This is a genomic window from Micromonospora sp. NPDC048935, assembly GCF_043197875.1.
Classification (GTDB): domain Bacteria; phylum Actinomycetota; class Actinomycetes; order Mycobacteriales; family Micromonosporaceae; genus Micromonospora.
In genome coordinates this window covers 69,311-82,411 of record NZ_JBICTZ010000018.1, presented here as the reverse complement: position 1 = coordinate 82,411, position 13,101 = coordinate 69,311, and the positions used below count along the sequence as shown (strand labels likewise).

The 13,101-nt window shown below is 71.2% G+C and carries 11 protein-coding genes and 1 riboswitch; of the genes, 5 read left to right on the top strand and 6 right to left on the bottom strand.

Annotated features, from left to right (window positions below; translation table 11 throughout):
* Positions 1-11: 11 nt before the first annotated feature.
* Positions 12-147, bottom strand: a riboswitch (cyclic di-AMP (ydaO/yuaA leader).
* Positions 148-381: 234 nt separating this feature from the next.
* Entirely contained in the window at positions 382-2,388 is a 2,007-nt protein-coding gene (locus tag ACGFIW_RS32330) for an N-acetylmuramoyl-L-alanine amidase (RefSeq protein WP_393323971.1), read from the top strand.
* Between the two features lie 56 nt (positions 2,389-2,444).
* On the opposite strand, the gene ACGFIW_RS32325 is transcribed toward ACGFIW_RS32330, so the two are convergent.
* From ACGFIW_RS32325 to ACGFIW_RS32305, 5 genes are all read right to left on the bottom strand, one after another.
* A complete protein-coding gene (locus ACGFIW_RS32325) occupies positions 2,445-3,458 on the bottom strand; it encodes an NlpC/P60 family protein (RefSeq protein ID WP_393324059.1) in 1,014 nt (337 codons plus the stop codon).
* A 167-nt stretch (positions 3,459-3,625) separates the two neighbouring features.
* Positions 3,626-4,627 (bottom strand): hemolysin family protein, encoded by a 1,002-nt coding sequence (locus ACGFIW_RS32320; RefSeq protein ID WP_393323968.1) that lies wholly within the window; start codon positions 4,625-4,627, stop codon positions 3,626-3,628.
* Positions 4,620-5,942 carry a hemolysin family protein gene (locus tag ACGFIW_RS32315; RefSeq protein ID WP_393323965.1) on the bottom strand — a complete coding sequence of 441 codons (1,323 nt, stop codon included), beginning with the start codon at positions 5,940-5,942 and terminating at the stop codon, positions 4,620-4,622. The genes ACGFIW_RS32320 and ACGFIW_RS32315 overlap by 8 nt, the downstream gene beginning before the upstream one ends.
* 110 nt (positions 5,943-6,052) lie before the next feature.
* Entirely contained in the window at positions 6,053-8,251 is a 2,199-nt protein-coding gene (locus ACGFIW_RS32310) for a (Fe-S)-binding protein (RefSeq protein WP_393324056.1), read from the bottom strand.
* Between the two features lie 209 nt (positions 8,252-8,460).
* Positions 8,461-8,724, bottom strand: coding sequence for a cell division protein CrgA (locus ACGFIW_RS32305; RefSeq protein ID WP_393323962.1), 264 nt, complete (start codon positions 8,722-8,724; stop codon positions 8,461-8,463).
* A gap of 221 nt (positions 8,725-8,945) precedes the next feature.
* On the opposite strand from ACGFIW_RS32305, the gene ACGFIW_RS32300 reads away from it, so the two are divergent.
* Genes ACGFIW_RS32300 through ACGFIW_RS32285 form a run of 4 tightly spaced genes read left to right on the top strand, consistent with a single transcriptional unit; the run spans position 8,946 to position 12,367 of the window.
* The gene (locus ACGFIW_RS32300; RefSeq protein ID WP_393323959.1) at positions 8,946-9,746 is read left to right on the top strand and encodes a DUF881 domain-containing protein; all 801 of its coding nucleotides are present in this window, start codon (positions 8,946-8,948) and stop codon (positions 9,744-9,746) included.
* Complete coding sequence (locus ACGFIW_RS32295) at positions 9,743-11,431, top strand: class E sortase (RefSeq protein ID WP_393323956.1); 1,689 nt, start codon at positions 9,743-9,745, stop codon at positions 11,429-11,431. The genes ACGFIW_RS32300 and ACGFIW_RS32295 overlap by 4 nt, the downstream gene beginning before the upstream one ends.
* A 4-nt stretch (positions 11,432-11,435) precedes the next feature.
* Positions 11,436-11,714, top strand: a complete 279-nt coding sequence (locus ACGFIW_RS32290; protein ID WP_393323953.1) for a hypothetical protein — start codon at positions 11,436-11,438, stop codon at positions 11,712-11,714.
* A gap of 2 nt (positions 11,715-11,716) precedes the next feature.
* Entirely contained in the window at positions 11,717-12,367 is a 651-nt protein-coding gene (locus ACGFIW_RS32285; RefSeq protein ID WP_393323951.1) for an aminodeoxychorismate/anthranilate synthase component II, read from the top strand.
* A 35-nt stretch (positions 12,368-12,402) separates the two neighbouring features.
* Here the strand turns inward: ACGFIW_RS32285 and ACGFIW_RS32280 are convergent, their stop codons facing one another.
* Complete coding sequence (locus tag ACGFIW_RS32280; RefSeq protein WP_393323948.1) at positions 12,403-13,098, bottom strand: vancomycin high temperature exclusion protein; 696 nt, start codon at positions 13,096-13,098, stop codon at positions 12,403-12,405.
* Positions 13,099-13,101: the final 3 nt, after the last annotated feature.

The following is a 13,101-nucleotide window of genomic DNA, read 5'->3' as shown; positions in this document are numbered from 1 at the left end:
GGGTTCCGTACTCCTTCTTCCTGACCGCCTACCGGGTTAGCTGACGGGTTCGGGCGGGAAGTCGGCGCCCTACCGCAGTGGCTGCGGATTCACCCCGAGGGACGTGGGTCCCCGGTTCGTTCGGAAACGACTCGGCGGTGTCGGTCCGTTACCGCCCGGGCTGGGCGGAGCTGCTATCGGGCCGACGAAAGACCAGAGTAGAGACGCTCGTTACCACTTCGCAACCCGCACGGCCGTGACACTCCGTATCGATCGGAGAGGAGCATCGACCAGATGCGAAGATTTCTTTCTGGGCGGGTCGACACATAGAAAGGTATTGACGCGGACTCCCGGGCGGCGCGAAGGTGACCTGACCTGCACCCGTGGAATCTAGGGGGTTCGATGCACCCTCCAACCCTGTCCCCCGGCCGGCGCGCACTGCTCGCCGCCGCCGTGGTCGCCGCCGCGACCGCGGTGCCGCTACCCGCCAACGCCGCCGCCGCGCCCAGCGGCGACCGCCAGCAGCAGTACGCCGCCGCGGCGGCCGAGTTCGGCGTACCGACCGACGTGCTGCTCGGCGTCTCCTACCTGGAGTCCCGCTGGGACAGCAACGCCGGCACACCCAGCACCAGCGGCGGTTACGGCCCGATGCACCTGACCGACGCCAGACACGTGGCCGCGCTGCCCGTGGCCGGCCACCACGACACCGGCACAGGCACCGGCACCGGCACCGGCACCGGCACCGAGGATCCGCGCGGCGACGACTCCCGTACCCCGCTGGCACCCGCGCCTCGGCCGGCGGACCCGGCACCACCGGCCGCCGCGTTGCAGACCGTGGACGCCGCCGCCGCGCTGACCGGCGCGGCCCCCGACGCGCTGCGTACCGACGTCGGCGTCAACATCCGCGGCGGCGCGGCGCTGCTGGCCTCGTACCAGCGGGAGTTGGGTGCGCCCGTCGGTGCCGGCACCGACCCGGCCACCTGGTACGGCGCGGTGGCCCGCTACTCCGGCGCGGACACCGTCGACGCCGCGGCGGCCTTCGCCGACGAGGTCTTCACCACCATCGGCACCGGTGAGTCGCGGATGACCGACGACGGAGCGCGGATCACGCTGCCGGCCCGGGCGATCCGTCCGGAGCGCTCCTGGCTGGACCGACTGGGTCTGCGCCGGCTCGCCCGCCCGGACGGGCTGGAGTGCCCCCGCACCATCTCCTGCGAGTGGATCCCGGCGCCCTACGCGGCGTTCGGCGACGGGGACTACGGCAACCACGACCTGTCCGACCGGCCCGCCCGGCAGAAGGTCGAGTACATCGTCATCCACGACACCGAGGGCAGTTGGGCGACCACCCTGCAACTCGTGCGGGACCCGACCTACGTGAGCTGGCACTACACGCTGCGCTCGGTGGACGGGCACGTCGCCCAGCACGTGAAGACCAAGGATGTCGCCTGGCACGCCGGCAACTGGTACGTCAACGCCAAGGCGATCGGGCTGGAGCACGAGGGCTTCGCGGCGCAGGGCACCTGGTACACCGAGGCCATGTACCGGGCCTCGGCGAAGCTGGTCCGGCACCTCGCGCTGCGGCTGGGCGTCCCGCTGGACCGTCAGCACATCATCGGCCACGACAACGTGCCCGGCACCATCGCCGCGAACGTCCGGGGGATGCACTGGGACACCGGCCCGTACTGGGACTGGACGCACTACTTCATGCTGCTGCACGCGCCCCGGCTGGACACCGGCACCCCGGCCACCGGTCTGGTCCGGATCGACCCGGACTTCGCCACCAACCAGCCGGCGTTCATCGGCTGCGTCACCGCCGGTGTGCCGTGCGCGCCACGCGGCTCCTCGGCGGTGGTGCTGCGCTCCGCACCGGCCGCGGACGCGCCGCTCGTCAACGACATCGCGCTCCGCCCCGACGGCACCCCCAACACGATGGAGGTGTCGGACCACGGTGCCCGCGCCTCCGCCGGTCAGACGTACGCGCTTGCCGGCCGGCAGGGCGACTGGACGGCGATCTGGTACCTCGGGCAGCGGGCGTGGTTCCACAACCCGGCGTCCGCGCCCACCGCCAGCTGGACCGTCGGCGTGGTGGCCACCCCGAAGCCCGGTCGGGCCACCATCCCGGTCTACGGACGCGCCTACCCGGAGCAGGCCGCCTACCCGGCAGGTGTGCCCTACCAGGCGATCTCGCCGCTGCAGTACACCCTGGCCGCCGGACAGCGGTACGCCGTCGGCGCGGTGCTGCCGGGCGAGTACTACCGGGCCAGCACGTTCGACGGTTCCTCGCCCGGCGACTGGACGGTGATCCGCGGCAGGAACCGGTACGCGCAGATCCAGTTCGGCCACCGCATCATGTACGTCGACCTGGCCGACGTGCAGCTTCTGCCGTCCCCGGTGGGTGCGCCCCGCTGAGAAACCACGACGGCCCCCGGTCGGTGACCGGGGGCCGTCGTGTCGCGCGAGGTGGATCAGCCAGGTCTGCGGAACCCGGCGACGGGCATGGTGTTGATGCTGGACACCGACACCGGTTTACCGGCTCGTGGCGCGTGCACCATCTGGTTGTTACCCAGATACAGCCCGACATGACTCAGACCGGAGTAGAAGAAGACCAGGTCACCGGCACGGGCCTCGGATCGCGAGACGGCCTTGCCCTCGTTCCACTGGTCTCCGGTGTGGTGGGTGAGGTAGATCCCGGCCGACTTGTAGGCGTACTGGGTCAGCCCCGAGCAGTCGAACGAGTTCGGGCCGACGGCGCCCCAGACGTACGGATCGCCGACCTGCTGGCAGGCGGTCTTGATCGCCTTCTGGGCGGCCACGGAAACCACACCGTTGATGGTCGGGCACCCGGCGGTCTTGACCGTGGTCTTCGGCATCGACGCCTCGAGCTGCTTGATCTCGGCGTCGATCTGCTTCTTCTTGGCCGCCAGCTCGTTCTGCTGCTTGGTCTGGGTCGCGATCAGCGTGTCCAGCTTCTGCTTCTCGCCGTCGTACTTGGCCCGTACGGCAAGGACGCCCTCGACCTCCTTGCGCTCTTGCGCGGCCAGCCGGTCGAGGATGGTGAGCTGCTCGGTGAGCGTGTCCGGCTTGGCGCTGACCAGCAGCGCGCCAATGTCGTGCGACGGGCCCGAGATGTAGTAGCGGGAGGCGAGATCGCCGACCCGGTTGAGCGCCAACTCGCTCTGTAGCGCCAGCGGCTCGATCTTCTTCTGCAGGTCGACCGACTTCTGCCGATTGACCTTCAGCTGCGCCCTGACCTTGTTGTACTGCTCGATAGTGGGCTCCAACTGCTCCCACTTCTTGTCGATCTGCGCTTCGATCTCGTCGACCGTGGGCGCGGCGTGCACCGGCGCGGCGAGCAGGCCCGCGCCGACCGTCGCAGCGGCCACCAGGACGAGCAGACGGCGAGTAGCACGGCGCAGAACACCCGGCCGAGCAGACGCAAACAGGTCGTGACGATGAGGGGGCATGGTTGCCACCGGCACCGACTCCTTTGCCACCGACCGCCGGGCGCCTCGCGTGAGGGAAGGGCCGAGGCAGACGACCCACAGCGGTCGGTGCCCCACATTAGGGAAGCGCGGGGCGGTAATCAAGGCGAGCGGGGTAACCGTCACTGTCGGACAACCGCTCGCACACCAAGGGTATGCGCGAATCATCCAACGATTGCCGTCAATACATCATCGAGGGTGACCACACCGAGAGGGCGCCGACCGTCGCTGACCAGCACCATGTGCCGCCGTTCCCGGCGCATGGCCAGCAGCAGATCCGCAAGCGTACGCTCCGGCGGCACCACCGCCAGCGGCCGATAGACCTGGGCCGGCACCGGCGACCGGCGACCCTGTCCCGCGTACCCGAGCACGTCCTTGACGTGCACGAAGCCGAGCACCCGACGGGTCGAGCGCTGCACCACCGGGAACCGGGACCGACCGGTCCGGGTCGCCAACACCTCCAACGACGCCGGCGAGACGTCCTCGGCCACCGTCACCACCGTCGACCACGGCTGTAGGGCGTCCGCCGCCGTGCGGCTGTGCAGGGCCAGCGCGCCGGTGATCCGCACGTGCTGCTCCTCGTCGAGCAATCCCTCGGTGCGGGCCTGCGAGACGAGCCCGGCCAACTCCTCGGCGGTGAACACCGTCTTCACCGCCTCGGACGCCTCGATCCGCCAGATCGCGAGCACCCGGCGGGCCGCCCACTTCATCGCCAGCAGCAGCGGCTTGGTGGCCACGCAGAACGCCAGCATCGCCGGACCCAGCCAGAGTGCGGACACCTCCGGGCCGGCCAGCGTGATGTTCTTCGGCACCATCTCACCGACGACCGTGTGCAGGAAGACCACCACGCCCAGGGCCAGCACGAACGCCACCGGGTGCACCGCCCGTTCGGGCAGGCCGGCCGCGTGGAACGGTGGCTCCAGCAGGTGCGCCAGCGCCGGCTCGGCGATCGCCCCCAGGCCCAGCGAGCAGACCGTGATGCCGAGCTGCGCGCCGGCGATCATCAGCGGGATCTGGTTCATCGCCGACAACGCCCACCGGGCCCGCTTCGACCCGGCCGCCAGCGGCTCGATCACCGTCCGGCGGGACGCGATGAGCGCGAACTCACTGCCCACGAAGAACCCGTTGCCGAGCAGCAGCAGGACGGTCACCAGCAGCTCAGTCATCGTCGTCCGGCTCCGCCGGGCGCAACACCCGGACCTGCTCGATCCGGTGCCGTTCCACCTCCACCACAGTGAACTCCCAGCCGCCCGCCTCGACCGTCTCGCCGGCCAGCGGGATGTGCCCGAGCTGGGCCATCAGGAAGCCGGCCAACGTCTCGTACGGCCCCTCGGGGAGCCGGAAGCCGGTCTGCTCGGCCACCTCGTCGGAGCGGAGCACCCCGTCGACGAGCACGGTGCGCTCGCCACCCGGCACCGTCAACTCGTCAAGGTCGGCGTCGTCGACACTCGCCGGGTCGAACTCGTCGGCGATCTCCCCGACCAACTCCTCGACGAGGTCCTCGACCGTCACCACGCCGTCCGTGCCGCCGTACTCGTCGACCACAATGGCCAGGTCGGCCCCGGCCGCCTTCAGGGCCGCCAGCACGCCGTCCAGGTTGAGGCTCTCCGGCACGTAGACGGGCTCACGGGCCACCGACCCGACACGTGTCGAGGCCCGGTCGGCCAGGGGCACACCGAGCGCGTCGGGCACCCCGGCCACACCGGTCACCAGGTCCAGGGTCTCCTCGTACACCGGGAACCGGGTCCGCCCGGTCTGCCGGGACTGCTCAAGCAGCTCGGCCACGGTGGCCGTGGCGCGCAGCGCGACCACGTCCACCCGGGGGGTCATCGCCTCGGCGGCCCGCTTGTCGCCGAACCGGATGGTGCGGCGAAGCAGCATCGCGGTGTCCGTCGGCAGCGCGCCGGCCCGAGCCGAGATGGCCGCCAGCAGGCCCAACTCCTCCGGTGAGCGGGCGCTGGCCAGCTCCTCCTGCGGTTCGACGCCGAGCGCCCGGACCAGCCGGTTCGCCGAGCCGTTCAAGCCCCGGATCAGCCAGCCGAACGTCCGGGAGAAGGTGTGCATCGGACCGGCCGTGGCCAGCGCCGCCGGCATGGGCCGGGCCAGCGCCGCGTTCTTCGGCACCAGCTCACCGAAGAGCATGGAGAGCAGCGTGGCCAGGGCCAACGCCAGGAACGGGGTGTAGCGCTCGGTGTTCTCCCCGGCCAGCGGACGCAGCAGCGGGGTGAAGAGCCGCGCCAGGGCCGGTTCGGCCAGGTAGCCGGTGAGCAGCGCGGTGATGGTGATGCCGAGCTGTGCGCCGGAGAGCTGGAAGGAGAGTTCGCGCAGCGCGGTGCGTACCGTCAGGGCGGCCTGGTCGCCTGCGGCGGCCCGCCTGTCGATCTCCGCGCGGTCGACCGTGACCAGGGCGAACTCGGCCGCGACGAAGAACGCGTTGCCCGCGGTCAGCGCAACGAAGCCGACCAGGGGCAACAACGTCATCAAGAGCAGGCCGTCGATGTCGCCTCACCTCGGCGAGATTCTTGCACGGCGACGGCGGCCCGCATGGGGCCGCCGTCACCGCCGATGAACAGATCCCAGGTGTACGAGTCTCAGCCGGCGACCGGCGTCGTCTCCCTGCCGCCCTGCGGCTGCTCCGGCTTGACCGAACGGAGCAGCACGCTCGCCACGTCGATCACCTCGACCTGCTCGCCTGCGCCCTTGCCGTTGACCCCGTCGTTGAGCATCGTCGAGCAGAACGGGCAGCCGACGGCGACCGTCCGGGCCCCGGTGGCCATGGCCTCCTCGACCCGGTCCACGTTGATCCGCTTGCCGATCTTCTCTTCCATCCACATCCGGGCGCCGCCGGCACCGCAGCAGAAGGAGCGTTCGCTGTTGCGCGGCATCTCGGTCAGCTCGCCCGCGATGGCGTCACCGAGGACCTCACGGGGTGCCGCGAAGACCCGGTTGTGCCGGCCCAGGTAGCAGGGGTCGTGGTAGGTGACGCCGCCGTCGACCGGCTGCACCGGCGTGAGCTTGCCGGTGGCGACCAGGTGGGCCAGCAGTTGGGTGTGGTGGACCACCTCGAACTCGCCGCCGAGCTGGCCGTACTCGTTGCCCAGGGTGTTGAAGCAGTGCGGGCAGGTCGCGACGATCTTGCGCTTGGTCCTGTCCCGGCCCTCGAACGCCTCGTTCAGGGTCTCCACGTTCTGCTGGGCGAGCATCTGGAAGACGAACTCGTTGCCGATCCGCCGTGCCGGGTCGCCGGAGCAGGTCTCGCCCTCGCCCAGGATCGCGAACGACACGCCCGCCTCGTTGAGCAGCGTGGCCACCGCGCGGGTGGTCTTCTTGGCCCGGTCCTCGAAGGCACCCGCACAGCCGACCCAGAACAGGTACTCGAAGTCGTCCACCTCGCCGACCCGGGGCACCTCGAAGTCCAGGCCCCTGGTCCAGTCCTCGCGGGTGTTCTGCGGTGCACCCCACGGGTTGCCCTTGTTCTCCAGGTTGCGCAGCATCACGCCGGCCTCGGAGGGGAAGCTCGACTCGATCAGCACCTGGTAGCGGCGCATGTCGACGATGTGGTCCACGTGCTCGATGTCGACCGGGCACTGCTCGACGCAGGCGCCGCAGGTGGTGCAGGACCAGAGCACGTCCGGGTCGATGACACCGCCCTCCTCGGCGGTGCCGATCAGCGGCTTGTCGGCCTCGGCCAGGGCCAGCACGTCCAGGTGGGCGAGCTGCGCCTGGGTGGCCTTCTCCTCGCCGGTCAGGTCCTTGCCGCCGCCGGCCAGCAGGTAGGGCGCCTTGGCGTACGCGTGGTCGCGCAGGCTCAGGATGAGCAGCTTGGGCGACAGGGGCTTGCCGGTGTTCCACGCCGGGCACTGCGACTGGCAGCGACCGCACTCGGTGCAGGTGCTGAAGTCCAGCAGACCCTTCCAGGTGAACTGCTCGACGTGGGCGACGCCGAACTGGTCGGACTCCGGGTCGGCCTCCTCGAAGTCGAGCGGCTTGCCCTGGCTGGTCATTGGTCGCAGCGCGCCGAGGCCGGAGCCGGCCGGCCGGGCCGGCTCACGCTTGAAGAAGATGTTGGGGAACGCCAGGAAGCGGTGCCAGGCGACACCCATCGTGACGTTCAGGGAGATGACGATCAGCCAGGTCATCGAGATGATGATCTTGATGGCGGCGGCGACGCTGACCCCGTCCGCCCAGGCCGGCAGCACCGCGCCGACCGCGTGGCTGACCGGGGTGGCCCAGACCGGGAACTCGAAGTGGTCGGTGGCGACCTTGAAGCCCCGGATCACGAACCCGAAGATCAGGACCAGCAGCACGATCCACTCGACGAAGTAGCCCTGCCACATGGTCGAGCCGGTGAACCGGGACCGCCCGCCCGGCCGGGTCGGCCGGTTGCGGAGCCGGATCGCCATCAGCACCAGGATGCCGACCAGGCCCAGCACCCCGATGATCTCGGTGACCAGGCCGAAGATCGTCCAGTGCCCGATGATCGGCAGGCCACCGTCGGTGGTGACCACCTCGAAGTACGCCTCAAGCACCAGCAGCGACAGCACGACGAAGCCGACCATCACGAACCAGTGCGCGGCACCCACCACGCCCCACTTGAGCATCCGGGTGTGGCCGGCCGTCTCGACGAGCATGGTCCGGGCGCGGGTGATCTTGTCGCTGAACCGTTCCGGCGCCGGCTGCCCGAGCCGGATGACTGCCACCATCTTCAGGACCGCACGCACCGCAAGCCACACCGCCACGGCGGTGATGGCGGCCGCGAGGATCGTGGTGACGATCTGGACGCTGCCCATCGAGTTGGCCTCCCCGGTCTGCTGCCTGATGACCTCGCTCCGCTCGGTCATGCAGTGCAGCCTACGCGAAGGTTACCCAGCAGTAACGTGAGTCATCTCGCAGTAGGCCACGCTGCCTGCGGACACCATAGGGGGCCCCACCCGATCCTGCCGGGCAGGGGCACGGTGGGTCGACGTGGGACCGCCGACGCGACGGCCCCCGAGCCGGCTCAGCGCCAGCGGGAGAGCAGCCCCAGCGAGGCGACCATCGCGCCGAAACCGACCGCGAGGTTCCAGTAACCCCACGCGGCGACCGGGTACTCCTGCTCGGACAGGTAATAGAGCACCAGCCAGCCGATGCCCACGACGATCAGGGCGACCGCGGCGACCGGCAACCACACCGGGCTAGGCTTGCGCGTCGACGCCGCCGTCGTCGGACGGACGTCCGTCGGCGGGGTGTACACCTTCTTCTTGCGGACCTGAGACTTGGGCACGACGCTCTCCAGAGGGGTGACGACCTCGTCCGGCCTGACAACCGGGCGCGGGGGCGACGGTCCATGGCCAATAATGTTCGACAGCTAGCGTAGTCCCGATTGCCCGTCCGGACCATGAATGGGGTCAGGCCGGTGCACGGAGTGACCGAAAAAGGCGGGACTGTTCGCATCACCGGCCCAGCCGGGACGGACCGATCCCCGACACGCGGAAGGAACGCTCGGTGGAGTACACATCCGGCGCAACCTCCTGGCAGAAGGTCCTCCGACGGGCCGCCGCCGGGCTGCTGCCCCGGCGCCCGCGTCAACGGCGTCCGGGCTGGTCGGTCGGGGTGCCCCTGATCGCCGCCGCGGCGGGCCTGCTCTTCACCACCACCGCGACCACCGCCGGCGGCACCGCGCTGCGGGAGGACCGACGCCCCCAACTCAACCAGTTCATCGAGGACCGGCGTGAGCAGGTGGCCGCGAGCGAACGCCGGGCCGCCACGCTGCGCGGCGAGGTCGAGCAACGGACCGACACCCTGGCCGGCTCGGACGCCCCGATCAAGGAGCAGCAGAACCGCGCCCAGGGCAGCCTCCAGGCCGCCGGGTTCACCGCCCTCGGCGGGCCCGGGGTCACGGTCGAGCTGAACGACGCACCGCAGCTCGAACAGACCCAGTCGGACGCCAGCAACGACGACCTGGTGGTGCACCAGGCCGACGTGCAGGCGGTGGTCAACGCGCTCTGGGCCGGCGGAGCGGAGGCCATGTCCATCATGAACGTCCGCGTGCTCGCGACCAGCGCGGTACGCTGCGTCGGTAACACCCTGCTGCTGCACGGCCGGGTGTACTCCCCACCGTTCAAGATCGTGGCGATCGGCGACCCCGCTGCCCTCCAGCAGGCCCTCGCCAGCTCACAGGGGGTCCAGTGGTTCAAGGACGCGGTCGACGACTACCAGCTCGGCTACAAGGAGACGGTCTCCACGGTGCGGGTCCCCGCATTCGAGGACTCGACCTCCCTGCGCTCGGCTACGGTGCCTAAATGAGCGGGCCGGACGACCGTCGCGACGGGCGACATCGGGACCAGACCGACGATCCGACCGCCTTCCTGCCCAAGGTCGACCGACCCGAGCCGACGCCTGCCCGACCGACCCCGACCGGCAACTGGCCTGAGCCGGTGTTGCCCGCCCGTCCCGGTGCGGCGCGCCCGTCGACCCCACCTGAGCCTCCCCGCCCGGCCGAGCCGACTCCCACCACCGGCCGCCCGGGTGTCGACGCACCCCCGCCGTGGCCGGGTGCCGCCACCCGGCACCCCGCCTCCGACGTACCGTCCGCTCCCGGCCGACCGGCCGCGACCAGCCCGAGCCCGGCGCGGCCGGCGGTCCCGAGCGACGCCCCGAATCGTCCCGCCACGCCACCTGGCCCGTCCAGCGCCGCGACGCCCGGGGCAGCACCCACCCATCCGTCGGCACCAGCCCGGCCGGCGGCACCCACTCGGCCGTCGGCACCCACCCATCCGGCAGGGCCCACCCATCCGGCAGCACCCGCCCGGCCGTCGGCCACCGGTGGCGCGCCGGGTGCCACCCCGACCGTCCCGGGCCCGCCCGGTGGGACGCCGACCTCCGGCGCGCCGAGTCAACCTGCCCCGTCCGGCCCTCCGCCGCCGCCGGTCGCCGACGCGCCGACCGCGCTCATCCCGCAGATCGCCGCCCGGCCCTCCCGACCGACCGGCTCCCCGGTCGGCCAGGAGGCCCTCTCCGTGGCCGGGCCGGGCCAGGTCCCGCCCGGCGGGCCGGATCGCGTCGCCGACCCGGCCGCCACCGCGTTGATCCCCGTCGTGCCCGCCAGACCCGCCACCCGGCCGCCAACCATGGACTCGACCACGCTGATGGGTGCCGTCCCGCGTACGTCAGGCCCGCAGGAGCCGACCGGCGGCGACAACCCCGCCGAGCCGCCCCGGCCCCGGCGCGGCGAGCGGGTGATCCAGCTCCGGCCGCACCAGACCGGCGAGGGATACAAGAGCGTCTACTCCGAGCTCACCCGCCCGTCGCTCGGCTCACGAATCCGCACCGGTGTCCGCGTCACCGGCGAAATCCTGATCACCTTCGGTCTGGTGGTGCTGCTCTTCGCCGGCTACGAGGTGTGGGGCAAGTCGGCGATCGTCGACGCCCACCAGAACGACCTCACCAACGAGCTGGAGCAGGCGTGGGGAGGCCCGGCCGACGACCCGACGGTCGTCCCGTCGGCTCGCCCGACTGGCAAGCCTTCGCCGCCGGTACGCGGCAAGCCGCTCGCCGGCCTCTACATCCCGAAGATCGACAAGACCCTGGTGGTGGTCGAGGGCGTCACCCAGGAGGACATCCGCTACGCCCCGGGCCACTACCCGACCAGCGCGATGCCCGGCCAGGTGGGCAACTTCTCCGTCGCCGGGCACCGCAACCGGGCCACCTTCTGGAGACTGGACGAGCTGGGCGAGGGCGACTCCATCGTGGTCGAGAGCAAGACCGACTGGTACGTCTACCGGGTGTCGCAGTCGCGGATCGTCCGACCCACCCAGGTGGAGGTGGTGGCACCGGTGCCCGGCGAGCCCAACAAGAAGCCGACCAAGCGGATGCTCACCCTGACCACCTGCAACCCCAAGTGGGACAACTACCAGCGGCTGATCATCCACGCCGAGCTGGACCGCACCCAACCCAAGTCGGCGGGCCGCCCGGCTGAGCTGGGAGGCTGACCCGATGTACGCGTTCATCTGGCGCAAGCTGCCGTTCGGCGTGGTCGGAAAGCTGGTCGGCTCGGTGCTGCTGGTGGCCGCCACGGTGGCGCTGCTCTGGTATGTCGCCTTCCCGTGGGCCGAGCCCCTGCTGCCCTTCGACGACGTTCAGGTCGAGTCGGGTGTTCCCGCCGAATCGGGCGACGGCGGCCCGGTGACCGGCGACACCCCGGCCGGCGACGAGCACGATCTGCCGTACGACACCAACCAGAACAACCCAGCGCCGACCTCCCCGAGCAGGTGACCATGCGCATCCTGGTGATCGACAACTACGACTCGTTCGTCTTCAACCTCGTGCAATATCTCGGCCAGCTCGGCGTGGACTGCGAGGTCCGCCGCAACGACGAGATCGACGTCGAGGCGGTGGGCAGGGTGGGCGCGGCCGGCATCCTGCTCTCCCCGGGGCCGGGCAGCCCCGACCGCGCCGGCATCTGCCTGGACGTCATCCGACGGTACGCGGGCGAGCTGCCGATCTTCGGCGTCTGCCTCGGCCACCAGGCGATCGGTGAGGCGTTCGGTGCGACAGTGACGCGCGCACCCGAGTTGCTGCACGGCAAGACCTCCGAGGTACGCCACGACTCGGTCGGCGTACTCGCCGGCCTGCCCGACCCGTTCACCGCCACCCGCTACCACTCACTCGCCGTGCTGCCCGACACGCTCCCCGAGGAGCTGGAGGTCACCGGCTGGACCGGCTCCGGTGTGGTGATGGCGATGCGGCACCGGACGCTTCCCATCGAGGGCGTCCAGTTCCACCCGGAGTCGGTGCTCACCGAGGGCGGCCACCTGATGCTGGCCAACTGGCTGGCCGGTTGCGGTCACCCGGAGGCGTTGGAGCGCGCCCCCGCGCTGGCCGCCGAGGTCGACGCCCGCCGCCGGGCGGCCTTCGCCACCACCTGAGGCAGCTCGGCCGGTGGGTCGTCCCGCTGGCCGGGTCAGCCGCGCAGCGCGTCCTGCACTGCCGGATCCGCAGGTGAGCGGATCGCCGGAGCACGATCCCGGGCCGCGTCCCACGCCGCCTTGCCGCTTGCGAAATAGTCCCGGATCGACTTCTCGGCGAGCAGGACCGGACCGCAGCCGTCGCACCCTGCGGTGACACCGTCGACGTCGAGGCCGAGGTGCCGGCACAGCGTCACCGCCCGGGACAGGTGGTAGGACTGGGTCACGACCAGGGCCCGCTGGACGCCGTACACCTCGCGAGCTCGGGCACAACTGTCGTACGTGTCCAGGCCGAACGGGTCGGCCACCACGCGACGCGCGTCGACGCCGAGTTCGGTGAGGTACGACGTCATCACCGCCGGCTCGTCACCCGACGCGCCGCCCCCGTCGCCGGACACGAGCACGACCTTGGCCCGCCCGCTGGTCACCAACTCGGCGGCGGTCTCCAGCCGCCCGGCGAGCCGGTCGCCCGGCCGTTGCCGATCAGCCGCCACGGCGGTACCGAGGACGATCACCACCTCGGCGGCCGGGGCGTCGGCCTCGGCGTACAGGTGACCGCGGGCGGCAACCGTCGTCCACAGCCACGGAAGACTGGCGAGCAGCAGCACGGCGGCCGCCAGGATGGCCGCGCGTCTGAGGCGTCGAGGGCGTCGGCGTACCGCGCCGACACCTGACGCGTCGGTGTCACTCATACC

Bases quoted from the DNA above. Each gene is read 5' to 3' on its own strand.
- ACGFIW_RS32315 (WP_393323965.1), bottom strand. From the start codon at position 5,942: ATGACGTTGTTGCCCCTGGTCGGCTTCGTTGCGCTGACCGCGGGCAAC.
- ACGFIW_RS32320 (WP_393323968.1), bottom strand. From the start codon at position 4,627: ATGACTGAGCTGCTGGTGACCGTCCTGCTGCTGCTCGGCAACGGGTTC.
- ACGFIW_RS32310 (WP_393324056.1), bottom strand. From the start codon at position 8,251: ATGGGCAGCGTCCAGATCGTCACCACGATCCTCGCGGCCGCCATCACC.
- ACGFIW_RS32280 (WP_393323948.1), bottom strand. From the start codon at position 13,098: ATGAGTGACACCGACGCGTCAGGTGTCGGCGCGGTACGCCGACGCCCT.
- ACGFIW_RS32330 (WP_393323971.1), top strand. From the start codon at position 382: ATGCACCCTCCAACCCTGTCCCCCGGCCGGCGCGCACTGCTCGCCGCC.
- ACGFIW_RS32285 (WP_393323951.1), top strand. From the start codon at position 11,717: ATGCGCATCCTGGTGATCGACAACTACGACTCGTTCGTCTTCAACCTC.
- ACGFIW_RS32290 (WP_393323953.1), top strand. From the start codon at position 11,436: ATGTACGCGTTCATCTGGCGCAAGCTGCCGTTCGGCGTGGTCGGAAAG.
- ACGFIW_RS32295 (WP_393323956.1), top strand. From the start codon at position 9,743: ATGAGCGGGCCGGACGACCGTCGCGACGGGCGACATCGGGACCAGACC.